The following is a 23,349-nucleotide window of genomic DNA, read 5'->3' on the forward strand; positions in this document are numbered from 1 at the left end:
CACAAGTCGGAACATCGCGACGATCGACATGCGGCGTTCACTTCCTCGCAACGCGCCGAGACGGTGCGCGGGGTCAGCCGACGTCGTACGCCGCCAGCGCGGCACGCGCCTCGCTGGCCACCTGCTCGGCGAGCCGCTGGGGCTCGACGACCCGGATGTTGCCCGCCGCGCGCAGGACGAACCGCTTCAGCCACGCCTCGTCGCCGGTGACGACCTTGATCTGGAGCCAGCCGTCGTCGTCGGTCCCGAGCTCGGTGTGGTCGACGTACTCGCGGACCCAGAGCGCGTTCGGGTGCAGGGCGATCACCGCCTCCGACGAGTCGGCCTTCGGCTCGAACAGCCGGGTGGCGTAGTCACGTCGCTCGGCGCCCTCGTGCTCGGCCACGGGCGTGTCGAGGAGCTCGACGGACTCCACCCGGTCGAGCCGGAAGAGGCGGACGTCCTGCGCCCGGTAGCACCAGCCCTCGACGTACAGCCGGCCCTCCGCCGTGATGAGACGAAGCGGGTCGACGTCGCGCTCGGTCAGCTCGTCGCGCGATTCGACGCGGTACGTCAGGTGGACCCGCCGACCGGTCGCCAGGGCCTCGGCGAGCTGCTCGTGCACGGCCGACTCCGCGTCGTCCACGAGGATCTCCGCCGCGTCGACGCCGTCGGCGCCGCCCGTGGCTGCGAGCAGCTTGGCGAGCGCCGAGTCGATCGCCGGCTGGTCGTGGCCACCGGCGGTCTCACGCAGCGCACGCAGCGCGGTGATGAGCGACGCCGCCTCGTAGCCGTTCAGACGCAGCGGTCGCGTGAGGAAGTCGGCGTTCTCGATGTAGACGACGCCGTCGCTGGCGAGCGCATCCATGTCGACGTCGATCATCTCGCCCGTCACGGCCTCGGGGAGCCCGCAGAACCACAGCACGTTGAGGTCCTGGACGATCTGGCGCTTGGTGACCCCGAAGAGGTCCGCGACCTCGCCGACGGGGACGCCGTCGTTGGAGCGCAGGTACGGGACGAGCGCGAGCATGCGCTCGATCTGCTTGGCGGACGTGCTCACCGGGCCGCCTCCAGGACACGGGACAGGCGTGCGCGCACCTCGTCGCGGAGATCGTCCGGGGCCACGGCGACGGCGTCCTTGCCGTACGAGGCGATCTCCGCGGCGAGCTCGGGGACGGAGCCGTACGGGACCTCGATGAGGTCCCAGCCGTCATCGGCGGAGTCCTCGGAGGTCGCTCGGCGGCGCAGCCCCAGGCCACGGCCGCGGCGTACTCGGACGACGGCGTCCGCGGTCGGCGGCGCCGGGAACAGCGACTCGGCGATCTCGCGCACGTCGGCGTCGTCGGGGACGTCGAACTCGTTCGGCCCACCCGCCGGCTCCACCTCGCCGACGACGCGGCTCAGGCGGAACAGGCGCTGGTCGGCGCGGTCGCGGTCGTACCCGACGAGGTACCAGCGGCCGTGCCACGACACGAGCCGCCAAGGCTCGATCACACGCTGTGCGCGGGCGCCGTCGGCGCGCTCGTACTGGAAGGTCACCGGCGTGCGTGTGACGACGGCCTCCCAGATCGGCTCGAACGCCGGCTCGCTCGCGGCAAGTCGCGGCTCCACGCCAGACAGGGCGTCCGGGTCGACCGGGACGCCGGCGGCGAGCAGCTTGCGGAGCGCGACCGCGGTCGCCTCACCGAGACGGGCGCTCTGCCAGACACGAGCGGCAACGCCGATGACGGCCGCCTCCGAGGGCTCGAGGTCGATCGGCGCGAGCTCGAACTCCTCGCGACGGATCCGGTAGCCGCTCTCGTTGCCGTGGTAGGACTCGGTGTCACGGACCTCGATCGTGATGCCGATGGTGCGGAGGGCTTCCTTGTCGCGTTCGAACATCCGGTCGAACGCGGCGTCCTTCTGACCGCGGTAGGGCTCGATGATCTCGCGGATCCGGGACTTCGGCAGGTAGGTGGGAGTCACCAGGAGGGCGATGAGGAGATTCATCAGCCGCTCGGTCGTACGGGGTGCCACCAGTCGCTCCTCGTCGGGTCAGACCTGCAGGTCAGCCAACAACGTACAGGGTCCGACCCGACGCGGAGCGCAGGATCTGGGCTACGGGGTCGGCGTCGCCGTCGGCGCCGGCGTCGCGGCGGGATCGACCTTCTTGACGAGATCCACGACGAACACGAGCGAGTCGCCGCCGCCGATCTGGGCCTGCGCGTTGCCGGCCGTGCCGTAGCCGTCGACGTAGGGGATCGTGACGAGGACGCGGCTGCCGATCTTCTGGCCGACGAGACCCGTGATGAAGCCCGGGATCATCGAGCCCTGCTTGAGCTGGAAGTCGACCGTGTCGCCGCTCTCGTACGAGCTGTCGAACGTCTTGCCGTCGCGGCCGTTGACGCCGAGGTAGCGCACGGAGACCGTGTCGTCCTCCTTGACCGTCTCGGCCTTCTTGCCCTTGGCCGGGATGAGGACCTTGGACTCGGTCTTGGCGACCACCAGCGGCTTCGTGCCGAGCGTCACCGTCGGAAGCTTGCCCCAGGCGCCCTTCACGGACACGTCGTCGATGGTGCCGGTCGGCTTCGGCGGCTCCCACTTCGAGAGGACGTCGGCCACCACGAGCATGGTCTCGTCGGCCTGCTCCGACCCCTCCTGGGCCCCGAGGTCCTTGCCCGTCGCGCCGATGAGGACGCGCGAGCCGTACTTCTCGCCGATCACCGCAGGCGCGATGATCGGGTCCTGCTCCGAGCTCATCGTCGTGGCGCCGCCGGCGTCCGACTCGAACGAGTTGCCGAGCTCCTTGCCGTCCTTCGCCGCAACGATGACGTACTTCATGACGACGTCGTCGCCGTCGGCGATCGTGGCACCGTCGCCCTCGACGATGACGCGGGAGGTCGTCTCGTCGACCGAGACGCCCTTGGCGCCCTCGATCTTCGGCGCCTCGCCGACCTTGCCGGTCACCTTGACGTCGTCGAAGGAGCCGGCCTCGTCGGAGTCGCCGTCACCTCCTCCGCAGGCAGCCGTGAGCACGAGGAGCGGGGCGATGACGATGGCGGCTAGGCGACGCACGTGAGAGGACCAATCACTGGGGGTCAGGGCAACGAGTGCAACCGTATCCGACGAACCTCAGAATTCGATGAGGACGACGGAGCAGACAGTGTCACACGGGGTCGAACACCGGTCACCGACCGTCGCGACCCCGCACGGTCACATCCCGTCGATGAGCTTCTGCACGCGTTCGTCGTGCGCCCGGAACGGGTCCTTGCAGAGCACGGTGCGCTGGGCCTGGTCGTTGAGCTTCAGGTGGACCCAGTCGACCGTGAAGTCACGACGGCGCTCCTGAGCGCGCTTGATGAACTCGCCTCGGAGCCTCGCGCGGGTGGTCTGCGGCGGCTTGGACTTCGCCGCGAAGATCGCCAGGTCGTCGGTGACCCGGGCGACCGCTCCCTTGCTCTCGAGGAGGTAGTAGAGGCCTCGGTCGCGCAGGATGTCGTGGTAGGCCAGGTCCATCTGCGCGATGCGCGGGTGGCTCCAGGTGAGGTTGTTCTTCTCGCGGTAGCGGTCGAGCAGGCGGTACTTGATGACCCAGTCGATCTCGCGCTCCACGAGCGACAGGTCCTCGGACTCGACGGCCTTGAGGGTCCGCTCCCACAGCTCGAGAGCGCGTGCCGCGACCGGGTCGTCAGGGTTGTGGCGGTCCACGAACGAGCGGGCCTTGCCGAGGTACTCGGACTGGATCTCCAACGCCGACAGCTCACGCCCGTTGGCGAGCGCCACCTTGCGACGGCCCGTCATGTCGTGGGAGATCTCACGGATGGCACGGATCGGGTTGTCCAGCGTCAGGTCGCGCATCGGGATGCCGGCCTCGATCATCTGGAGGACCAGATGGGTCGTGGCCACCTTGAGCAGCGTCGTCGTCTCGCTCATGTTGGAGTCGCCCACGATGACGTGCAGCCGGCGGTAGCGCTCGGCGTCCGCGTGCGGCTCGTCACGGGTGTTGATGATCGGCCGCGAACGGGTCGTGGCGGACGAGACGCCTTCCCAGATGTGCTCCGCGCGCTGGCTGACCGAGAACATCGCCCCACGCGGCGTCTGCTGGACCTTGCCGGCACCGCAGATGATCTGGCGCGAGACGAGGAAGGGGATGAGGATGTCCGCGATCCGGCTGAACTCGCCGTCGCGTGACACGAGGTAGTTCTCGTGGCACCCGTACGAGTTGCCGGCGGAGTCCGTGTTGTTCTTGAAGAGATAGATGTCGCCGAGGATGCCGTCCTCGCGGAGGCGGGTCTGCGCGTCGAGGAGGAGGCCTTCGAGGACCCGCTCCCCCGCCTTGTCGTGCGTGACCAGCTCGACGACGTCGTCGCACTCCGGTGTGGCGTACTCCGGGTGGCTCCCGACGTCGAGGTAGAGGCGTGCACCGTTGCGCAGGAAGACGTTGCTGCTGCGTCCCCACGAGACGACTCGACGGAAGAGGTAGCGCGCCACCTCGTCCGGCGACAGGCGTCGCTGTCCCCTGAACGTGCACGTGACGCCGTACTCGTTCTCGATGCCGAAGATCCGTCGCTCCACGTCCCCACCCTATGCCGGAAACCGAACCGCCACCTCGGACTCGCGGAGGCCGACCGACAACTTAAGGAGTCGAATACCGTCCTACCTGCGTGAGAAGATTGTCACTTCCCCTTCCTAACTGGAATACACAGCCGATCCACAGGCCTAAGGAGCTGGTGGCACCATGACAGGGATCGCGATCGAGACGCACGAGCTGGTCAAGCAGTTCGGCGACAAGCGTGCGGTCGACGGCATCGACCTGGTGGTCCCGGAGGGCGGCGTCTACGGCTTCCTCGGCCCCAACGGCGCCGGCAAGACGACCACCATCCAGATCCTGGCCACGCTGATGAGGCCCGACGGCGGCACGGCGAGCGTGTTCGGGCACGACGTCGTCCGCGAGGCCGACGAGGTCCGCAGCATGGTCAGCCTCACCGGCCAGTACTCCTCGGTCGACGAGGACCTGACAGGCCGCGAGAACCTCCAGCTCCTCGGGCGGGTGCTCGGCTACTCGCGCGCTGACGCCCGGACCCGGTGCGACGACCTCCTCGAGGCGTTCGGACTCACGGACGCCGCCACCAAGCAGGTCAAGCGCTACTCCGGCGGTATGCGCCGCCGGCTCGACATCGCCGCGAGCATCGTCGTGACACCGCGTCTGCTGTTCCTCGACGAGCCGACCACGGGCCTCGATCCTCGCAGCCGCAAGCAGGTCTGGGACATCGTGCGGGCTCTGACCGCCCGAGGCACAACCGTCCTGCTGACCACCCAGTACCTCGACGAGGCCGACCAGCTCGCCGAGCGCATCGCCGTCATCGACACCGGCCGCATCATCGCCGAGGGCACGAGCAGCGCCCTCAAGTCGTCTGTCGGGTCGGGTGCGCTGCACGTTCACCTGATCGACCCCGGCGACCGTCCGCGCGCGATCGACATCCTGACGCGGGCCTTCGGTGACGAGGTCTTCCCCGGATCCGACCCGGCCGACGTCACGGGCAGGGTCGACGACCGATCGAAGGTGCCGGCCGCGCTGGCGACCCTCGCGGCCGACGGGGTCGAGCTCGCGGGCTTCAGCTACGGGCAGCCCACGCTGGACGAGGTGTTCCTCGCCCTGACCGGCCACACCGCTGAGGAGACCCTGGAAGCCGGCGACTCGACGCAGAACGATCCGGAAGGAGCCGTGGCATGACCACCACCGAAGCCCCCGTGGCAGCCGAGAAGCTCGACGCCGTCCTCGCAACAGGCCCGCGCCCGCCGCGGGCTAGCGCAGTGACGACCTCTCTGGCGTTCGGTTGGCGAGCGCTCCTGCGGATCAGGCACGTCCCGGAGCAGCTGTTCGACGTCACCTTGTTCCCGGTGATCTCGGTCCTGCTGTTCACCTACCTGTTCGGCGGGGCGATCGCCGGCTCGACCTCCGAGTATCTCCAGTTCGTCCTGCCCGGCATCCTGGTGCAGACGGTCGTCATGATCACGATGTACACCGGGATCGCGCTCAACACCGACATCGAGAAGGGAGTGTTCGACCGCATCCGTACGCTGCCGATCTGGCGGCCGTCAGCGCTTGTCGGCGCGCTCCTCGGCGATGCGGTCCGCTACACCCTCGCATCGGTCTTCGTCGTCACGCTCGGGCTCGTCCTCGGCTACCGGCCGGATGGCGGACTCGTCGGAGTCGTCGCCGGAGTCGCCGTGCTGATGGCGTTCAGCTTCGCGTTCAGCTGGATCTGGACCTGGGTGGGACTTCTCGCGCGGAGCGCACAGTCGGTGATGGGCATCAGCATGATGGTGCTGTTCCCGCTCGCCTTCCTGAGCCCAGTGTTCGTCGACCCCTCGACGATGCCGGACTGGCTCCAGACCTTCGTCGAGATCAACCCGATCTCGCACGCCGTCTACGCGGTGCGCGGCCTGATGTCCGGCGACTCCGTGGGCGACGAGATCATGTGGACGTTCATCGCCTCGGCGATCATCATGGCGATCTTCGCGCCGCTGACGATGCGGGCCTACAGCCGCAGGCGCTGACTCGTCGCCGCCCGGTCGGGGTCCGGGCGGCGACGCGTTCGTCAGTCGGCCGACTCGAGCGCGGCGTCGACCTGTGCGTTCGACAGCCGCTTGAACTTGCGGGGCTGGCTCCGGGTGCGGTCCAGGACCGCGACCTCGAGGTTGTCCGCCGTGAGCGTCCGCGGCGCGGTGTCATCGTGCCCTAGCGCCTTGGCTGCGAGCGCGATCGCCGCGCCGAGCGCCAGGCCGGCGCCGTAGTGGTCCTTGAGGTAGCCCTCGACCGCCTCCGCCTGGCCTCCCATCACGGCGTGGCCGGAGATGTCGGCGACCGATCCGTCGTACGTCAGGCGATAGATCTGGTCGAGGTCGGGTGTGGTGCCGACCTCCGCGACGAACAGCTCCACCTCGTACGGCTTCTCGCCACCGGACGAGAAGATCGTGCCGAGCGTCTGGGCGTACGCATTGGCGAGGCCACGGCCGGTGACGTCGCTGCGGTCGTAGGAGTAGCCACGGAGGTCGGCCAGTCGGACGCCGGCGATCCGGAGGTTCTCGAACTCGTTGTAGCGCCCCACCGCAGCGAAGCCGATGCGGTCGTAGATCTCGCTGATCTTGTGCAGGGCGTTGGACTGGTTCTCAGCGACGAAGAGCACACCGTCGGCGTACTGGACGACGATCACGCTGCGGCCGCGCGCGATCCCCTTCCGCGCGAAGTCCGCGCGGTCCTTCATCAGCTGCTCGGGCGAGACGTAGAACCCTGCGCTCACGTGCGTCCTCTCTGGTCAGCGGGTACGGCGGTGGTCGGGTGCGTCACTCCAGCGGAGCGGACGGGCCGTCGGGGCGGGACATCCGGCCACCGATGACGCGGTCGGCGATCGCGGCGGTGGCATCGTCGCCGTACGCGCGGAAACCGTCGGCGGTGATCACGGCCACCATCGGGAAGATGCGTCGGGTGAGGTCGGGACCGCCCGTGGCCGAGTCGTCGTCGGCCGCGTCGTACAGCGCCTGGATGCACGCCGTGACGGCCTCCGACTCGTCGAGGTCGGGGCGGTAGAGCTTCTTGAGGGCGCCGCGGGCGAACATCGAGCCGGAGCCGACGGAGTGGAACGAGCGCTCCTCGTTGCGGTTGCCCGTGACGTCGAAGACGAAGATGCGTCCGACGCCGGCATCGAGGTCGAACGCGGCGAAGAGCGGCACGACCGCGAGTCCCTGCATGGCCATGCCGAGGTTGTTGCGGATCAAGGTTGCGAGGCGGTTGGCCTTGCCGTCGGTGGACAGCGGCGTGCCCTCGATCTTCTCGTAGTGCTCGAGCTCCAGCTGGAACAGCCGCGTCATCTCGACCGCGAGCCCGGCGGTGCCGGCGATGCCGACGGCGGAGAACTCGTCCGCCGGGAAGACCTTCTGGATGTCACGCTGAGCGATGACGTTGCCCATCGTCGCGCGGCGGTCGCCGGCCATCACGACGCCGCCGGGGAAGGTGGCAGCCACGATCGTGGTGGCGTGCGCGACCTGCTGGGCGACCGACGCGTCCATGACCCGAGCACCTGGGAGGAGCTCCGGCTGGTGTCGGGCGAGGAACTCGGTGAAGGAGGACGAACCGGCTGTCAGGAACGCCTCTGGCAGCATCACTGCCCGCCCTTCTGCACGAAGCTGCGCACGAACTCCTCGGCGTTCTCCTCGAGAACGTCGTCGATCTCGTCGAGGATGGAATCGATGTCGTCGTCGAGCTTTTCCTTGCGCTCGGCGACATCCTCCGAGGGCTCGACCTGGACGTCGTCCTGCTCGTCGGTGCTCTTGCGTGTGGTCTTGTGCTGCTGCCCACCGTCGCGTGCCATCACAACCTCCTCGAGTCGGCTGTCAGTGCCGTGGACTCGACCCTATACCGCGGGGGTGACCGAGTGCGTGCGACTTCGCGGGCGGCAGAACGGGGCGCCTAGCGACCCGTGATGGCGTCGAACAGGCCCTGGGCGGTGTCGTGCGCCTCGAACAGCGCCCCGACGTGCTCGCGGGTCCCGCGCAGCGGCTCCATCGTCGGGATCCGCTGCAGCGTGTCGCGCCCAGGCAGGTCGAAGATCACCGAGTCCCAGGACGCGGCTGCGACCGCCTCCGGGTAGTGGGTGAGGCACTGGCCGCGGAAGTACGCCCGCGTGTCCTCGGGCGGCTCCGTGACGGCGCGCTCGATCTCGGTGTCGGAGAGCAGCCGCTTCATGCGGCCGGCACGCACCAGGCGCTGGTACAAGCCCTTCTCGGGCCGCATGTCGGCGTACTGGAGATCCACGAGGTGCAGCTTCGCGTGGTCCCAGTCGAGGCCGTCCCGCTCGCGGTAGGACTCCAGCAGCGACAGCTTGGCCACCCAGTCGAGCTCGTCGCGGAGCTGCATCGGGTCCTCGCCGAGACGGGTGAGGACGGACTCCCAGCGGTCGAGGACGTCCTTGGTCTGCCCGGCTGCGGGGTCCTCCCCCTCGTGACCCTGCTCGACGAACGCCGCAGCCTTCTCGAGGTAGGACCACTGCAGGTCGAGTGCGGTGATCGTCCGCCCGTCGTCGAGCTCGACGGCCGTCTGCAGGGTGAAGTCGTGCGAGATCGCGTGGAGCGCCTTGACAGGCTGGGCGAGCTCGAGCCCGCCGGTCAGGAAGCCTGCCTCGATCATCGCGAGGACGAGCGAGGTCGTGCCCATCTTGAGGTACGCCGCGATCTCGGAAAGGTTGGCGTCGCCGATGATGACGTGCAGCCGTCGGTACTTCGACGGGTCGGCGTGCGGCTCGTCCCGGGTGTTGATGATCGGCCGCTTCAGGGTCGTCTCGAGACCGACGCCGACCTCGAAGTAGTCGGCGCGCTGGCTGATCTGGAAGCCGCTCTCCGAGCCGTCCTGCTGGCGCCCGACCCGTCCGGCGCCGCACACCACCTGCCGGGACACGAAGAACGGTGTCAGGTGCTCGACGATCGCCCCGAAGGGCACGTCTCGCCGCATCAGGTAGTTCTCGTGGGCCCCGTACGAGGCGCCCTTGTTGTCGACGTTGTTCTTGTAGACGAGCAGCCCCGGTGACCCCGGGAGCTGCGACGCGAGCTCGGCGCCACGCTGCATGACGAGCTCGCCGGCCTTCTCCCACAGCACGACGTCGCGCGGAGTGGTGCACTCGGGCGAGGAGTACTCAGGGTGTGCGTGGTCGACGTACAGCCGGGCGCCGTTGGTCAGGATGACGTTCGCGAGGCCGAGGTCCTCGTCGGTGAGCTGGGTCGGGTCGGCGCGGTCGCGGCTGAGGTCGAACCCCCGCGCGTCGCGGAGCGGGTTCTCCTCCTCGAAGTCCCACCGGGCGCGGCGTGTCAGCCCGTGAGCGCTCGCGTACGCGTTCACGACCTGCGTCGAGGCCACCATCTGGTTGGCCGTGGGCTGCCCCTTGACGGAGATGCCGTACTCGACCTCGGACCCCATCACCCGTCGCACCGTCATGCTCTCACCCTAGTCACTGCGACCGAAGGCACCGAGGATGATGAACGGCATGGACGAGATCGTGGCGTTGTACGGCGAGCACGGGCGACCGGTCGGATCGGCACCGCGGTCTCGGGTTCGAGCCGAGAACCTGCACCACGGGGCGACTGCGATCGTGGTCCTCGACCCCGCGGGGAGGCTCTACGTGCACCGGCGTACGGACACGAAGGACGTCTTCCCGGGCATGTACGACGTGTGCGCCGGCGGCGTTCTGCTCGCGGACGAGGACCCGTACGACGGCGCCGTCCGCGAGGTCGCCGAGGAGCTCGGCGTCACCGGGATGCCGCTCACGCCGATCTTCACCGGCCGCTACTCCGACGAGCACACGTCGTACACCGCGTTCGGCTACGTCGTCGAGGGTTACGACGGCGCGATCAGCTGGCAGCCCGAGGAGGTCGCGTGGGGTGACTGGTGGGAGCTCGCCGAGATCGTCCGGCGCCTCGACGACCCGCTTTGGCCGCTGGTGCCGGACTCCCGCGCACTCGTCGGGCCGTGGCTCCGCGAGCGTGGCGGCCAGGTGGCCGAGTAGCCGCGTCGCCCGCCGCTCGCCGCCACGCCCGGCATCTGCCGCTCCCGCCACGCCCGGCATCTGCCGCTCCCGCCATCCCCGTTTGCGGTGCTCACACCGCAAATGCCTCTGGTGCACCGCAAAAGTGCGGCGCACCAGGGGTGTTTGAGGTGCTCACACCGCAAACGGGGAGGACGCGTCAGTCCTCGTCGGTGCGGTAGCCGAGGTTCGGGGAGAGCCACCTCTCCGCCTCGGCCACGGTCCAGCCCTTGCGCTTCGCGTAGTCCTCGACCTGGTCGCGTCCGATCCGGCCGAGCACGAAGTACTGGGAGTCCGGGTGCGAGAAGTACAGGCCGCTGACCGCCGCTCCGGGCCACATCGCCATGCTGTCGGTGAGCTCGATGCCGGTGTTCTTCTCGACGTCGAGGAGCTCCCAGATCGTCTGCTTCTCGGTGTGCTCCGGGCACGCCGGGTAGCCCGGCGCGGGGCGGATCCCCGCGTAGCTCTCCTTGATCAGGTCCTCGTTCTTGAGAGCCTCGTCCGGGGCGTACCCCCAGAACTCCTTGCGGACGCGTTCGTGCAGCCGCTCCGCGAACGCCTCGGCCAACCGGTCTGCGAGAGACTCGAGCAGGATCGCGCTGTAGTCGTCGAGCTCGGCCTTGAACTCGGCGATCTTGTCGGCGGCCCCGAGCCCGGCGGTCACCGCGAAGGCACCGACGTAGTCGCGCAGCCCGGTCGCCTGCGGCGCCACGAAGTCGGCGAGCGACTTGCGCGCGGAACCCTCACGGCCCTCGCCCTGCTGCCGCAGCTGGTGCAGCGTCGTGAGCACCTCCGAGCGGGACTCGTCGGTGTAGACCTCGATGTCGTCCCCGGCCACCTGGCTCGCCGGGAACAGACCGAAGACGCCGTTGGCGCGGATCCACTTCTCGGCGATGAGCCGGTCGAGCATCACCTGCGCGTCGTCGTACAGCTTGCGGGCGGCCTCGCCGGTCGTCGGGTTGTGGAGGATGTCGGGGAACCGGCCGCGCATCTCCCACGCGTTGAAGAAGGGCTGCCAGTCGATGTAGGCGCGGAGCTCCTCGAGGGAGTAGTCGGTGAGCGTCCGGACGTGCTGGACAGGGCCGTGGTGCCAGTGGTCGCACCCGGGGCCCGAGCACACGTCCTGTGCCTGCTGGACGAGCATCCGCGGACGGGGCGGCTGGTAGTCGCTCCAGTCGATCGGAGTCGCCTGTGCGCGCGCGTCGTCGAGCTTCAGGAGCGCACGCGAGGTCTGCCGAGCCGCGTGACGCTCACGCAATCCGGCGTAGTCGGTGTCGGTGTCGGCGAGCAGCCCCGGGCGCTGCTCGTCCGAGAGCAGCGCCGCCACGACGGGCACGGAGCGGGAGGCATCCTTCACCCAGATGACGGGACCGTGGTACTTCTGGTCGACCTTCACGGCGGTGTGGGCGCGCGAGGTCGTCGCTCCCCCGATGAGCAGCGGGATGTCGAAGCCCTGCCGCTCCATCTCACCAGCGAGGTTCACCATCTCGTCCAGCGACGGGGTGATGAGGCCGGAGAGGCCGATGACGTCGGCGTTCTCGGCCTTCGCGGCGTCGAGGATCTTCTGGGCGGGCACCATGACGCCGAGGTCGACGACGTCGTAGTTGTTGCACTGCAGGACAACCCCGACGATGTTCTTGCCGATGTCGTGGACGTCGCCCTTGACCGTCGCCATGACGACCTTGCCGTTGGTGGTCGCGGCGTCGCCCGGCTGCTTCTCGGCCTCGATGAACGGGATCAGGTAGGCGACCGCCTTCTTCATGACGCGGGCGGACTTCACCACCTGCGGCAGGAACATCTTGCCTTCGCCGAACAGGTCGCCGACGACGTTCATGCCGGCCATCAGCGGTCCCTCGATCACCTCGATCGGGCGGCCCCCGCGCGCGGCGATCTCCTGGCGCAGCTCCTCGGTGTCGGACTCGGCGTAGTCGTCGATCCCCTTGACGAGAGCGTGCGTGATCCGCTCGCCGACCGGGAGCGAGCGCCACTCCTCGCTGGCGACCTCCTTGGCGACACCGTCGCCGGCGTAGTCGCCTGCGATCTCGAGCAGGCGCTCGGTCGCATCCGGGTGGCGGTTGAGGACGACGTCTTCGATGCGCTCGCGCAGCAGCTCGGGCACCTCGGCGTAGACCTCGAGCGCACCGGCGTTCACGATGCCCATGTCCATCCCGGCGGCGATCGCGTGGTACAGGAAGACGGCGTGGATCGCCTCGCGTACGGGGTTGTTGCCGCGGAACGAGAACGACACGTTGGACACGCCGCCGGACACCAGCGCGTGCGGCAGGCTCTGCTTGATCCAGCGGGTGGCCTCGATGAAGTCGACGCCGTACTCGGCGTGCTCCTCGATGCCCGTGGCGACCGCGAAGACGTTGGGGTCGAAGATGATGTCCTCGGCGGGGAAGCCCACCTCGTCCACCAGGATCCGGTAGGCGCGGTCGCAGATCTCCTTGCGCCGCTCCAGCGTGTCGGCCTGACCCTGCTCGTCGAACGCCATCACGACGATGGCCGCGCCGTAGCGGCGGCACAGTCGCGCGTGCTCGATGAACGCCTCGACGCCCTCCTTCATCGAGATCGAGTTGACGATCGGCTTGCCCTGGACGCACTTGAGCCCGGCCTCGATGACCTCCCACTTGGAGGAGTCGACCATGATCGGGACGCGGCAGATATCGGGCTCGGACGCGATGAGGTTGAGGAACCGCACCATCGCCTCGACGCCGTCGATCATCCCCTCGTCCATGTTGACGTCGATGATCTGCGCGCCGTTGGCGACCTGCTGGCGGGCGACGTTGAGGGCGGTCGGGTAGTCGCCGGCCTTGATGAGGTTGCGGAAGCGTGCGGAGCCGGTGATGTTGGTGCGCTCGCCGACGTTGACGAACAGGGTGTCCTCGACGACGGTGACCGGCTCCAGGCCGGCCAGCCGGAGCGCCGGTGTGGTCACGGGCGGGACGCGCGGGGACTTGTCAGCCACGTCGCGCGCGATCGCCGCGATGTGCGCGGGTGTCGTGCCACAGCAGCCACCGACGACGTTCACGAACCCGGCCGCGGCGAACTCGGCGACGATCGCGGCGGTCTCGTCCGGTGCCTCGTCGTACTCGCCGAACGCGTTCGGGAGGCCTGCGTTCGGGTAACAGCTGACGAACGTGTCGGCGATCCGGGAGATCTCGGCGATGTACGGCCGCATCTCCTTGGCGCCCAGCGCGCAGTTCAGGCCGACCAGCAGCGGCTGCGCGTGGCGGACCGAGTGCCAGAACGCCTCGGTGACCTGGCCCGACAACGTCCTGCCGGATGCGTCGGTGATCGTGCCCGAGATGATGACCGGCCAGCGCCGGCCGAGCTCGGCGAACACCGTCTCGACGGCGAAGATCGCGGCCTTCGCGTTGAGGGTGTCGAAGATCGTCTCGATCACGACGATGTCGGAGCCCCCGTCGAGCAGGCCGCGCGCCGCGGTCGAGTACGCCGCGACCAGCTCGTCGTACGTGACGTTGCGGGCGCCAGGGTCGTTCACGTCCGGCGAGATCGACGCCGTCCGCGTCGTCGGGCCGAGCGCGCCGCCGACGTAGCGGGGACGCCCGCTGGCCGCGGCGACCTCGTCCGCGACCTCGCGCGCCAGCCGCGCGGACTCGTAGTTGAGCTCGTAGGAGAGCTCTTCCATGCCGTAGTCGCTCAACGACACGGCGTTGGCGTTGAAGGTGTTGGTCTCGATGATGTCGGCGCCGGCGTCGAGGTACTCGCGGTGGATGCCGGCGATGATCTGCGGCTGCGTCAACGTCAGGAGGTCGTTGTTGCCCTGGACGTCCGACGGCCAGTCCCGGAAACGCTCACCGCGGTAGCCGGCCTCGTCGGGCCGGTCGCGCTGGATAGCGGTGCCCATCGCCCCGTCGAGCACGAGGATGCGCGACCGGAGGGCTTCGGTCAGCTCGTCGGTCGAATCCGGGCGGTGGTTCGGGACAGCATGCACTACGTTCACGCCAATCTTCCGGGGCGAGGGCCAGCGTGCGCGGACGGCGCACGCCTCCTCCGAGGGTAGTCCACGTCCGGGTGCCGGACGCACCGTCCACGATGTGAAAAATGCCCCCACCGACGGCGCTGGAGGCGCGGTCAGGCCAGGGACTTGCCGAGGTAGACCGACAGAGGGTCTTCCGCGTAGTAGCCGAACGGCTCGACGTCGGCGTACCCCGACGACCGGTAGAGGGCGATCGCCTCCGGCTGCAGCTGTCCGGTCTCCAAGATGATCGTCGTGACCCCCGCGCCGCGCGCCGAGGTCTCCAGCCATGCCAGCATCCGGCGGGCGTACCCGAGTCCGCGCACGGACTCCCGGACGTACATGCGCTTGATCTCCGCGCGTCCGTCGGCGTGCAGCCGCCAGCCGCCCGTCGCGACCGGCACGCCGTCGGCGTCGTACCCGACCGCGAACCTCCCGCCCGGGCCGCGGAACTCGTCGACGTCCGCCGGCCCCTCGTCGGGCGAGCCGTAGCGACGCACGTACTCCGCCTGCACCTCCGCCACGAGGAGGACGGCGTCGGCGTGGTCGTACGTGACGAGGCGGATGTCGAACGGGGCAGTCGTACGCGCGGTCACGAAACCATTGTCCGTGACCGCGCGTACGGCGTGCGCGAGGCCCTAGAGGTACTGGCCGGTGTTGGCGACCGTGTCGATCGAGCGGCCCGGTTCACTGCCCTGCTTGCCGGAGATGAGCGTACGGATGAAGACGATCCGCTCGCCCTTCTTGCCGGAGATGCGGGCCCAGTCGTCGGGGTTGGTCGTGTTGGGGAGGTCTTCGTTCTCCTTGAACTCGTCGAGGCACGCCTGGAGCAGGTGCTGGACCCGCAGACCACGCTGCTGCAGCTCGAGGAAGTCCTTGATCGCCATCTTCTTGGCGCGGTCGACGATGTTCTGGATCATCGCGCCCGAGTTGAAGTCCTTGAAGTAGAGGACCTCCTTGTCACCGTTGGCGTAGGTGACCTCGAGGAAGCGGTTCTCCTCGGTCTCGGCGTACATCCTCTCGACCGTGCGCTGGATCATGCCGTTGACGCAGGCCGCGCGATCGCCGCTGAACTCGCCGAGATCGTCGTCGTGCAACGGCAGCCGCGGGGTGAGGTACTTGGAGAAGATGTCACGCGCGGACTCGGCGTCGGGCCGCTCGATCTTGATCTTCACGTCGAGACGACCGGGCCGCAGGATCGCGGGATCGATCATGTCCTCGCGGTTGGAGGCGCCGATGACGAGGACGTTCTCGAGGCCCTCGACACCGTCGATCTCGCTCAGCAGCTGCGGGACGATCGTGTTCTCGACGTCGGAGGACACCCCGGACCCGCGGGTCCGGAACAGCGAGTCCATCTCGTCGAAGAACACGATCACCGGCGTGCCCTCGCTGGCCTTCTCGCGAGCCCGCTGGAACACCAGCCGGATGTGCCGCTCAGTCTCGCCGACGTACTTGTTGAGGAGCTCCGGGCCCTTGATGTTGAGGAAGTAGGAGCGGCCCTCCTCCCCCGTCTTGGCCGAGACCTTCTTGGCGAGCGAGCTCGCGACCGCCTTGGCGATCAAGGTCTTGCCGCAGCCGGGCGGACCGTACAGAAGGACGCCCTTCGGCGGCTTGAGCTCGTGCTCGATGAAGATCTCCGGGTAGAGGTACGGGAGCTCGACCGCGTCGCGGATCGACTCGATCTGGCTCTGGAGGCCACCGATGCTCGTGTAGTCGATGTCGGGCACCTCCTCCAGCACCAGCTCCTCAACCTCGGACTTCGGGACGCGCTCGTAGACGTAGCCGGCGCGCGAGTCGAGGAGCAGCGAGTCGCCCGCCCGCAGCTTGGTGTCCTTCAGGGAGTCGGCGATGCGGGCCACCCGCTCCTCGTCGGCGTTGCCGATGACGAGCGCACGCTCCCCGTCGGCCATGAGCTCCTTGAGCATCACGACCTCGCCCACGGTCTCGAAGTCGAGGGCGGCGACGACGTTGAGCGCCTCGTTGAGGATGACCTCCTGGCCGCGCTGGAGCTGGTCGGCCTCGACCGTCGGGCTCACGTTGACGCGGAGCTTGCGCCCTCCGGTGAACACGTCCACGGTGTCGTCGTCGTTGAGCTGGATGAACGTGCCGAACCCCGTCGGCGGCTGGGCCAGCCGGTCGACCTCTTCCTTGAGGGTCAGGATCTGGTCGCGGGCCTCGCGCAGAGTGTCGCCGAGCCGCGCGTTCTGGGCGGTCACGGCGGCGAGGCGGGCCTCGGTCTCGGAGAGCCGGGCGTCGACAGCGTTGTCAGGGCGGCCCGTCGCGAGGCGGCGACGGAGATGCTCGACCTCCGCGCGCAGGTAGTCGATCTCGGCCTGCTGCTGGAGCACGGTCTGCTCGGTCGCAGGCGGACGCCGGTCGGTGTGGTCGGACTCGCTCATGTCGTACCTCCCGCGAAGGCCGCGACACCGTCAGCCCCGGACACGCCCGGGATCGACCCGTGTGCGCGGCGTTGTGGCTCCTCGTACAACGACCCTATACGCCCCCGGTGACCAACCGCTCGCGTCCGCGCGCGGTTATGAGAATGAAACACGCGCGCCGGGCGCCGGGGGTCACTCCGGCAGGTCGGCGGGCCGCGGGCCCGAGTACTCCGGACCGTACGCGCCCGGGGCCGGGCGCCGCTTCTTGGCGAGGGCTCGCTGCCCGTGCGCCATCCGGCGCGCCGTCACGAGGAACGCGGTGTGCCCGTTCATCGAGTGCTGCGGGCGGACCGCGAGGCCCTCGAGGTGCCAGCCGCGCTGCATCGTCTCCCAGGCGTCGGGCTCGGCGAACTCGCCGTGCGCGCGCAGGGTCTCGACGATGCGCGACATCTGCGTGGTCGTGGCCACGTAGCAGCACAGGATGCCGCCCGGGGCCAGGACACGGCCCGCCAGCTCGACGTACTCCCAGGGGTCCACCATGTCGAGGATCATCCGGTCGACCTCGGTGTCGACGACGCTCTCCCCCAGCTCGCCGACGGTCAGGCGCCAGGCCGGGTGCGGTCCGCCGAAGAACTGCTCGACGTTGCGGGTCGCGATCTCCGCGAAGTCCTCACGCTGCTCGTACGACGAGACGAGGCCGCTGTCGCCCACCGCGCGGAGCAGGAAGGTCGTCAGCGCGCCAGATCCTGCACCCGCCTCGAGCACCCGGGCGCCGGGGAAGATGTCGGCGAAGGTGACGATCTGGGTGGCGTCCTTCGGGTAGATGACGGCCGCGCCGCGCGGCATCGAGGTCGTGTACTCGTGCATGAGGGGACGGAACACGAGGTACTGGCCGCCGAGCGACGACTCGACGACGATGCCCTCCGGCTGCCCGATGAGCTCGTCGTGGAGGATCTCGCCGAACTTCGTGAAGAACTTCTTGCCCTCCTCGAGCTGGATGTTGTGCCGGCGGCCCTTGGCGTCGGTCAGCCTGACCCACTGGCCGACCGCCATCGGCCCGCGGTGCACTCCCGAGAGGCGCTCGTCCATCGGTCGTCTACCTTCCTGCCCTGCTCTGCTTGCCGGTACGGCTCTGCCTGTCGGTCCTCACGTGCTCGGCGAACGCCTTGTCGACGTCTGCCATCACCAGGACGCCGTACAAGCGGTCGCCGTCGATGACGAGGTACTCGGTGGACGGGGTCCGCTGCAGCGCCCGGATCAGCGCCTCGCCGGCGATGTCGACGGGCAGCGTGAGCCCCGGGGAGAGCGTACGCGCCAGGGTTCCGGCCTCGACCCACGGGCGGCGTGCCTCGGGGGTGGCGAGCACGGCACGCTCGTCGACGATGCCGTCGATCGCCCCGGTCGGCCCGTGGACGACGATCGCGCCTGCGCCGGCTTCGCGCGCCTGCTCGATCGCCTGGACGACAGGGGTGGCGCGCGCGACTTCGACCGCGCGGCGGGCGAGGCCCCGGGCGGTGAGCGCGGGCAGCCCGCGGCGGATGCGCGCGGCGACGAGCGCCTGGGTCGCACCCGTCCACAGGAACATGGCGACGACGAATGCGATGACGTAGTCGAGGATCGTGATGTCGAGCCCGATCACCTCGCGCCCGACGAAGGGGAACGCGAGGGCCAGGAGGGCGACGGCGCGGCCGCCGTACGCTGCGGCGACCGAGCCGGCGTACGGGTTGCCCGAGACCTTCCAGACGGCCGCACGGAAGACACGCCCGCCGTCGAGCGGCAGCCCGGGGAGCAGGTTGAGCACGCCGACGACGAGGTTCGCGAGGGCGAGCGCGCGGAACGCGAACGCGATCAGGCCGGTATCCGGGCCGATCAGCGCCGCCACCCACGCGACACCGCCGACCGCGAGCGAGGTCAGCGGCCCGACGACGGCGATCCAGAACTCGCGGCCGGGCGTGTCGGGCTCGCCCTCGATCTCGGTGACGCCACCGAGGAAGTTCAAGGTGACGGAACGCACCTCGTAGCCGAAGGCCTTCGCGACGAGAGCGTGAGAGACCTCGTGCAGGAGCACGGACAGGTAGAGGAGCACGGCGAAGGCCAGGCCCGCGACGTACGTCAGTGCGCCCAGGCCGGGTGCGATCATCTCGATCGTCGGCGCGAGCACGACGGCGATGAGGACAGCGACGACCAGCCAGGACGACCGGACGAGCACGTCGATCCCCCCGATCTCGCCGATGCGGAGGGTCCCCGGCGGGCGGGTACGGGAGGGGGGTGTGGACGAGCCGTTCACGTCGTCCACCGTATCGGGTCGTGGCACGCCCGGAATGTCGGTCTGCTCGCCTACGCTGACAGGCATGAGGACGCAGACGGTGGAGCGCACGGTGGTCGACGGCGTCTCGGTGATCGGTTCGCTCTCGCCGAGCCGGGCGTCTGACTTCATGACGTGCCCGCTGCTCTACCGGTTCCGCGTCGTCGACCGCATCCCCGAGACGCCGTCGTCGGACGCCGTGCGCGGCACGCTGGTCCATGCCGTGCTCGAGGACTTGTTCGACGCGCCTGCCCCAGCGCGCACGCTCGAGCAGGCCCGCTCGATGGTGGCGCCGGCGTGGGACCGGCTCAAGGAGGCCGAGCCGCAGGTCGAGGAGCTCTTCAAGGACGGCGCCGACCTCGCGCAGTGGCTCGAGAGCGCCGGCGGTCTGCTCGCCTCCTACTTCGCCCTCGAGGACCCGCGCAGGCTGGAGCCCGCCGAGCGCGAGAAGTACGTCGAGACGGTCATCGACGGCGGGCTGCTCCTGCGCGGCTACGTCGATCGCGTCGATGTCGCCCCGACGGGCGAGGTCCGTGTCGTCGACTACAAGACCGGCAAGGCGCCACGCGAGTTCTTCGAGGCCAAGGCGCTGTTCCAGATGAAGTTCTACGCCCTGGTCATGTGGCGCACCACGGGGACGATCCCGACGCTGCTGCAGCTGATGTACCTCGGCAACGAGGAGGTCCTCCGCTACTCCCCCGACGAGCAGGACCTGCTGGCGACCGAGCGCAAGCTCCGTGCCCTGTGGACGGCGATCGAGCGCGCGTCCACCACCGGCGAGTGGCGCCCCAACAAGAGCGTGCTGTGCGGCTGGTGCGACCACAAGGCTCGCTGTCCCGAGTGGGGCGGCACGCTCCCTCCCCTCCCCGAGCGCGAGACGCTGCCGATCGAGCCTGCGGTGATGTCCCCGGCCGAGAGCCCTGCCGCTGCCGACTGAGTCCTGTTGATCGACTCAGCTCCGGGTTGATCGACTGAGCTCCGGAGGATTGCAAAGAACCCTTTGCAAAGAACTCTTTGCGGTTCTACAGTAGGTCCCGTGACCACCGATCCGAACCACGTCGTCCTCGACTCGTCGACGCTCAAGGCCCTCGCGCACCCTCTCCGGGTGGCGCTCCTCGGCGCCCTGCGCCGCCACGGACCGTCGACCGCGACGCTCCTCGGGCAACGGCTGGACATCAGCTCGGGGTCCGCCTCGTACCACCTGCGTCAGCTCGAGAAGGCCGGGCTGGTCACCGACGACGCCGGCCGGGGCAACGCCCGTGACCGTTGGTGGCGGGCCGCCCACCGCATGACGGAGATGGACGACCGCGACTTCGGCGACGGCGATGCCGAGGTCGTCGACGAGTACCTCCGCTCGATCGCCAGCGCCTACACCCGGCAGCTCGAGCAGACGGTGAACGCGCGCGCGACGATGCAGCCCGACTGGCGTCACGTGATGGATCTCAGCGACTACCTCCTGCGCGTCACCCCCGACGAGGCCCGCACGCTCGCGATGCGGCTCCACGCCGTCGTCCGGGAGTTCCGCTACGACCGACCCGGCAACCCCGCCCCGGCGGGGGCCGAGCCCGTCAGCGTCGTCCTCCAGATCCTCCCCCAGCCGGTCGACGAGGATCCTTCATGACCACCGCTGCGCGCGCGTCCGGATCCGAGCGGCCACGCCCCTCGCGCCGACCGCTCACCGGCCTGCTGCTCGCGATGGCGGTCTCGCTCACCGGCACCCGGATCTCGGCCATCGCGTTCCCATGGTTCGTGCTCGCCACCACTGGCAGCGCGACCAAGACAGGGCTCGTTGCGTTCTGCGAGCTCACCCCGTACGTGGTGGTCAAGGCACTCAGCGGCCCCTGGATCGACCGTGTCGGGGGCCGCCTGGTCTCGTGGAGCACCGATCTCGTGAGCGCCGTCGCGGCGGCCGCCATCCCCCTCCTGCATCTGGTCGACGCCCTGTCGTTGCCGGTGTTCCTGGCCCTCGTGGCCGTCGTCGGCGCCGCGCGCGGCCCCGGCGACCTCGCGAAGGAGATCATGGTGCCGGAGGCGGCCGAGCGGGTCGGAGTCCCGCTCGTGCGGGCGACCGGGCTCTCCGGCACGGTCGAGCGCCTCGCCTCCACGGTCGGCCCTGCCGTGGGAGGCGCCGTCATCGCGCTCATCGGTCCGGTCACGGGTGTCGCCGTGAACGCGGCCTGCTTCGTCCTGGGGGCGCTCCTGGTGGCCGTGGCACTGCCACACGGCATGGGCCGTCCCGCTCACCAGGCCGACGCCCAGGACGACGCGGCCCTGAGCGAGCTCGACGAGTCCTCGTACCTCCGCCGACTCGCCGAGGGCTTCGGCTTCCTGATCCGTGACCCGCTGCTCGTCGCCATCGTCGTCATGGTCGGCATCACGAACCTGCTCGACATGGCCTTCGCGGCGGTCCTCCTGCCGGTGTGGGCGCACGACTCGGGCGCCGGCGCCGCCGGCATGGGGCTCGCGCTGACCGTGATGAGCGCGGCGGCCGTCGTCGGGAGCCTGCTGGCTTCGGCTCTCGCCCACCGGATGCGCCGACGACCGGTGTTCTTCGTCGGATTCCTGGTCGCGGGAGCGCCGCGCTTCATCGTGCTGCTGCTCGACGTCCCGCTGCCCGTGGTCCTCGGCGTGTTCGCCGTCGCAGGACTCGGCTCGGGCTTCCTCAACCCGATCCTCGGCGCGGTCCTCTTCGAGCGCGTCCCGCAGCGCCTGTACGGACGGGTCGGCGCGCTGACCGACGCCATCGCCTGGGCGGGGATGCCGGTCGGCGGACTCATGGCCGGGGTGGCGGTCACGGCGGTGGGCCTCTCCCCCGTGCTGCTCGTGTGCGGCGTCGCCTACTTCCTGACCACGACGCTCACGGCGCTGCGGCCGGAGTGGAAGGAGATGGACGCTCCCTCAGACGCCGAGCGCAGCGACGTACGCGAGGAGGGCGACCACGCAGAGCAGCGCCCGGGCGTGGTTGCCGAGAGTCCACGGGCGGGAGTACGCAGTCCAGGCGACGTCTGACGCCGCGGCATCGGCCGCATCCACCGCGTCGATCGCGTTGTTGCGCGGGATGTGGAAGCCGCCGGTGACCACGATCGTGAGCAGGTACGCCGCAGAGCCGGTGAGCAGCCAGCCACGCGACACGTCGTCGGCCACGAGAGCAAGCACGACGAGCACCACGGCGACGACAGCCGTGCCGGAGAACGCCAGCTGGAAGGCAGGGCGTACGGCGTAGCGGTTGGTCTCCTGCATGAACGCGACCGCCTCCTGCGGCGGTCGGCGGTCGAGCGACGGCATCACCATGACGGAGAAGGCGACGTAGACGCCCGCCATCACGCCCGTGCCGACGACACCGAGCAGCGTGAGGACGGTCGTGGCGGTCATCGCGGCAGGCCCGGTCCAGCGACGAGGGCACCGAGGTCGGCCGGGCCGAGACCCGCCAGGGAGTCCACGAGGGTGCGCCGCTCCCCTGCCTCGACCGGGACGAGGTTGGGAACCACGAGGACCTGGCACCCGGCAGCGACGGCCGAGCGCGTGCCCGTGCCGGAGTCCTCGATCGCGACGCAGCGCGCCGGATCGACGCCCAGGGCCCTCGCCGCGGTGAGGTACGGCTCTGGGTGCGGCTTGCCCTGCGTGACCCGATCACCCGTGACAACAGCACCGAACGGGTTCGACGCCATCCGCGTGATCAACGCCTCGGCGATCTCCGTGTAGGACATGGTGACCAGCGCCTGCGGCACACCAGCCGCCGCGAGCCGGTCGATCATCTCGATCGCGCCAGGTCGCCAGACCAGGTCGGCGTGGCGCAGGTGGTCAGCGACCTCTCCGACCATCGCCGTCACGATCTCCTCGGGCGTCGGCTGGATGCCCATCCGCTCGCGGATGGTGCGCGCCGCATCGAGCAGGTCGCTGCCGATGAGCTCGAGACCGTCCTCCTCCGTCCACTCGCCGCCGTAGCGACGGGCCAGGGAGAACTCTGCCGCGAGCCAGACGGGCTCGGTGTCGACGATGGTGCCGTCGAGGTCCCAGAGGACGGCGGCCGGCATCGGGTCGGTCGTACCGGTCTGGGTCGCGCACGCCGAGGTGTCGAGGCTCATGGATTCCTAGTTCGTCGTCGGAGGATGCGCAGTGGCGCAGCCGCGGCCACGTCGAGTCTAGGTCGGC

At 69.5% G+C, this 23,349-nt stretch carries 21 protein-coding genes; 6 read left to right on the forward strand and 15 right to left on the reverse strand.

Annotated features, from left to right (window positions below):
* Positions 1–73: 73 nt before the first annotated feature.
* The 4 genes from GH747_RS18500 to pafA all read right to left on the reverse strand — a co-directional run bounded on the left by GH747_RS18500 (position 74) and on the right by pafA (position 4,533).
* Positions 74–1,039 (reverse strand): helix-turn-helix transcriptional regulator, encoded by a 966-nt coding sequence (locus tag GH747_RS18500; RefSeq protein ID WP_149771110.1) that lies wholly within the window; start codon positions 1,037–1,039, stop codon positions 74–76.
* Positions 1,036–1,995: a helix-turn-helix transcriptional regulator gene (locus tag GH747_RS18505; protein WP_149771111.1), complete on the reverse strand. Its 960-nt coding sequence runs from the start codon at positions 1,993–1,995 to the stop codon at positions 1,036–1,038. The genes GH747_RS18500 and GH747_RS18505 overlap by 4 nt, the downstream gene beginning before the upstream one ends.
* An 81-nt stretch (positions 1,996–2,076) precedes the next feature.
* The gene (locus tag GH747_RS18510) at positions 2,077–3,033 is read right to left on the reverse strand and encodes an FKBP-type peptidyl-prolyl cis-trans isomerase (protein ID WP_149771112.1); all 957 of its coding nucleotides are present in this window, start codon (positions 3,031–3,033) and stop codon (positions 2,077–2,079) included.
* Between the two features lie 138 nt (positions 3,034–3,171).
* A complete protein-coding gene (gene pafA, locus GH747_RS18515) occupies positions 3,172–4,533 on the reverse strand; it encodes a Pup--protein ligase (RefSeq protein WP_149771113.1) in 1,362 nt (453 codons plus the stop codon).
* A 163-nt stretch (positions 4,534–4,696) separates the two neighbouring features.
* On the opposite strand from pafA, the gene GH747_RS18520 reads away from it, so the two are divergent.
* Entirely contained in the window at positions 4,697–5,692 is a 996-nt protein-coding gene (locus GH747_RS18520; protein WP_149771114.1) for an ATP-binding cassette domain-containing protein, read from the forward strand.
* Positions 5,689–6,519, forward strand: coding sequence for an ABC transporter permease (locus GH747_RS18525; RefSeq protein WP_149771115.1), 831 nt, complete (start codon positions 5,689–5,691; stop codon positions 6,517–6,519). The genes GH747_RS18520 and GH747_RS18525 overlap by 4 nt, the downstream gene beginning before the upstream one ends.
* Before the next feature lie 41 nt (positions 6,520–6,560).
* Here GH747_RS18525 and prcA read toward each other — a convergent pair whose 3' ends face one another.
* The 4 genes from prcA to dop form a co-directional block, all read right to left on the reverse strand.
* The gene (gene prcA / locus GH747_RS18530; RefSeq protein WP_149771116.1) at positions 6,561–7,262 is read right to left on the reverse strand and encodes a proteasome subunit alpha; all 702 of its coding nucleotides are present in this window, start codon (positions 7,260–7,262) and stop codon (positions 6,561–6,563) included.
* Positions 7,263–7,305: 43 nt separating this feature from the next.
* Positions 7,306–8,121 carry a proteasome subunit beta gene (prcB, locus tag GH747_RS18535; RefSeq protein WP_149771356.1) on the reverse strand — a complete coding sequence of 272 codons (816 nt, stop codon included), beginning with the start codon at positions 8,119–8,121 and terminating at the stop codon, positions 7,306–7,308.
* Complete coding sequence (locus GH747_RS18540) at positions 8,121–8,330, reverse strand: ubiquitin-like protein Pup (RefSeq protein ID WP_149771117.1); 210 nt, start codon at positions 8,328–8,330, stop codon at positions 8,121–8,123. Before GH747_RS18540 ends, prcB begins: the two co-directional genes overlap by 1 nt.
* Positions 8,331–8,428: 98 nt before the next feature.
* The gene (gene dop / locus GH747_RS18545; RefSeq protein WP_149771118.1) at positions 8,429–9,946 is read right to left on the reverse strand and encodes a depupylase/deamidase Dop; all 1,518 of its coding nucleotides are present in this window, start codon (positions 9,944–9,946) and stop codon (positions 8,429–8,431) included.
* 49 nt (positions 9,947–9,995) lie between these two features.
* Between dop and GH747_RS18550 the strand changes: the two genes are divergently transcribed.
* Positions 9,996–10,514 carry an NUDIX hydrolase gene (locus GH747_RS18550; protein ID WP_163695775.1) on the forward strand — a complete coding sequence of 173 codons (519 nt, stop codon included), beginning with the start codon at positions 9,996–9,998 and terminating at the stop codon, positions 10,512–10,514.
* A 178-nt stretch (positions 10,515–10,692) separates the two neighbouring features.
* Here the strand turns inward: GH747_RS18550 and metH are convergent, their stop codons facing one another.
* The 5 genes from metH to GH747_RS18575 form a co-directional block, all read right to left on the reverse strand.
* Entirely contained in the window at positions 10,693–14,499 is a 3,807-nt protein-coding gene (metH, locus tag GH747_RS18555) for a methionine synthase (RefSeq protein ID WP_228552996.1), read from the reverse strand.
* A 131-nt stretch (positions 14,500–14,630) separates the two neighbouring features.
* Positions 14,631–15,110, reverse strand: a complete 480-nt coding sequence (locus tag GH747_RS18560) for a GNAT family N-acetyltransferase (protein WP_149771119.1) — start codon at positions 15,108–15,110, stop codon at positions 14,631–14,633.
* A 42-nt stretch (positions 15,111–15,152) separates the two neighbouring features.
* Entirely contained in the window at positions 15,153–16,913 is a 1,761-nt protein-coding gene (gene arc / locus GH747_RS18565; RefSeq protein WP_149771120.1) for a proteasome ATPase, read from the reverse strand.
* A gap of 171 nt (positions 16,914–17,084) precedes the next feature.
* On the reverse strand, positions 17,085–17,981 hold the full coding sequence (locus tag GH747_RS18570; protein WP_149771121.1) for a tRNA (adenine-N1)-methyltransferase: 897 nt from the start codon (positions 17,979–17,981) through the stop codon (positions 17,085–17,087).
* Positions 17,982–17,988: 7 nt separating this feature from the next.
* Positions 17,989–19,206 (reverse strand): site-2 protease family protein, encoded by a 1,218-nt coding sequence (locus tag GH747_RS18575; RefSeq protein WP_228552997.1) that lies wholly within the window; start codon positions 19,204–19,206, stop codon positions 17,989–17,991.
* Between the two features lie 37 nt (positions 19,207–19,243).
* Here GH747_RS18575 and GH747_RS18580 point away from each other — a divergent pair, with 37 nt between their 5' ends.
* The 3 genes from GH747_RS18580 to GH747_RS18590 all read left to right on the forward strand — a co-directional run bounded on the left by GH747_RS18580 (position 19,244) and on the right by GH747_RS18590 (position 22,206).
* Positions 19,244–20,134: a RecB family exonuclease gene (locus tag GH747_RS18580; RefSeq protein WP_149771123.1), complete on the forward strand. Its 891-nt coding sequence runs from the start codon at positions 19,244–19,246 to the stop codon at positions 20,132–20,134.
* Between the two features lie 99 nt (positions 20,135–20,233).
* Positions 20,234–20,818 (forward strand): helix-turn-helix domain-containing protein, encoded by a 585-nt coding sequence (locus GH747_RS18585; RefSeq protein WP_149771124.1) that lies wholly within the window; start codon positions 20,234–20,236, stop codon positions 20,816–20,818.
* Positions 20,815–22,206, forward strand: a complete 1,392-nt coding sequence (locus GH747_RS18590; protein ID WP_149771125.1) for an MFS transporter — start codon at positions 20,815–20,817, stop codon at positions 22,204–22,206. Before GH747_RS18585 ends, GH747_RS18590 begins: the two co-directional genes overlap by 4 nt.
* On the opposite strand, the gene GH747_RS18595 is transcribed toward GH747_RS18590, so the two are convergent.
* Both GH747_RS18595 and GH747_RS18600 read right to left on the reverse strand, forming a co-directional pair.
* Complete coding sequence (locus GH747_RS18595) at positions 22,096–22,569, reverse strand: anthrone oxygenase family protein (protein WP_149771126.1); 474 nt, start codon at positions 22,567–22,569, stop codon at positions 22,096–22,098. The genes GH747_RS18590 and GH747_RS18595 overlap by 111 nt on opposite strands.
* On the reverse strand, positions 22,566–23,282 hold the full coding sequence (locus GH747_RS18600; RefSeq protein ID WP_228552998.1) for an HAD family hydrolase: 717 nt from the start codon (positions 23,280–23,282) through the stop codon (positions 22,566–22,568). The genes GH747_RS18595 and GH747_RS18600 overlap by 4 nt, the downstream gene beginning before the upstream one ends.
* Positions 23,283–23,349 lie beyond the last annotated feature (67 nt).

Origin of the sequence: Mumia xiangluensis (assembly GCF_010994095.1) — a bacterium.
Taxonomy (GTDB): Bacteria; Actinomycetota; Actinomycetes; order Propionibacteriales; family Nocardioidaceae; genus Mumia; species Mumia xiangluensis.

Coding starts and splice junctions, on each gene's coding strand:
- GH747_RS18520 (WP_149771114.1), top strand. CDS start 4,697: ATGACAGGGATCGCGATCGAGACGCACGAGCTGGTCAAGCAGTTCGGC.
- GH747_RS18525 (WP_149771115.1), top strand. CDS start 5,689: ATGACCACCACCGAAGCCCCCGTGGCAGCCGAGAAGCTCGACGCCGTC.
- prcB (WP_149771356.1), bottom strand. CDS start 8,121: ATGCTGCCAGAGGCGTTCCTGACAGCCGGTTCGTCCTCCTTCACCGAG.
- GH747_RS18540 (WP_149771117.1), bottom strand. CDS start 8,330: ATGGCACGCGACGGTGGGCAGCAGCACAAGACCACACGCAAGAGCACC.
- dop (WP_149771118.1), bottom strand. CDS start 9,946: ATGACGGTGCGACGGGTGATGGGGTCCGAGGTCGAGTACGGCATCTCC.
- GH747_RS18550 (WP_163695775.1), top strand. CDS start 9,996: ATGGACGAGATCGTGGCGTTGTACGGCGAGCACGGGCGACCGGTCGGA.
- arc (WP_149771120.1), bottom strand. CDS start 16,913: ATGAGCGAGTCCGACCACACCGACCGGCGTCCGCCTGCGACCGAGCAG.
- GH747_RS18570 (WP_149771121.1), bottom strand. CDS start 17,981: ATGGACGAGCGCCTCTCGGGAGTGCACCGCGGGCCGATGGCGGTCGGC.
- GH747_RS18580 (WP_149771123.1), top strand. CDS start 19,244: ATGAGGACGCAGACGGTGGAGCGCACGGTGGTCGACGGCGTCTCGGTG.
- GH747_RS18590 (WP_149771125.1), top strand. CDS start 20,815: ATGACCACCGCTGCGCGCGCGTCCGGATCCGAGCGGCCACGCCCCTCG.
- GH747_RS18595 (WP_149771126.1), bottom strand. CDS start 22,569: ATGACCGCCACGACCGTCCTCACGCTGCTCGGTGTCGTCGGCACGGGC.
- GH747_RS18600 (WP_228552998.1), bottom strand. CDS start 23,282: ATGAGCCTCGACACCTCGGCGTGCGCGACCCAGACCGGTACGACCGAC.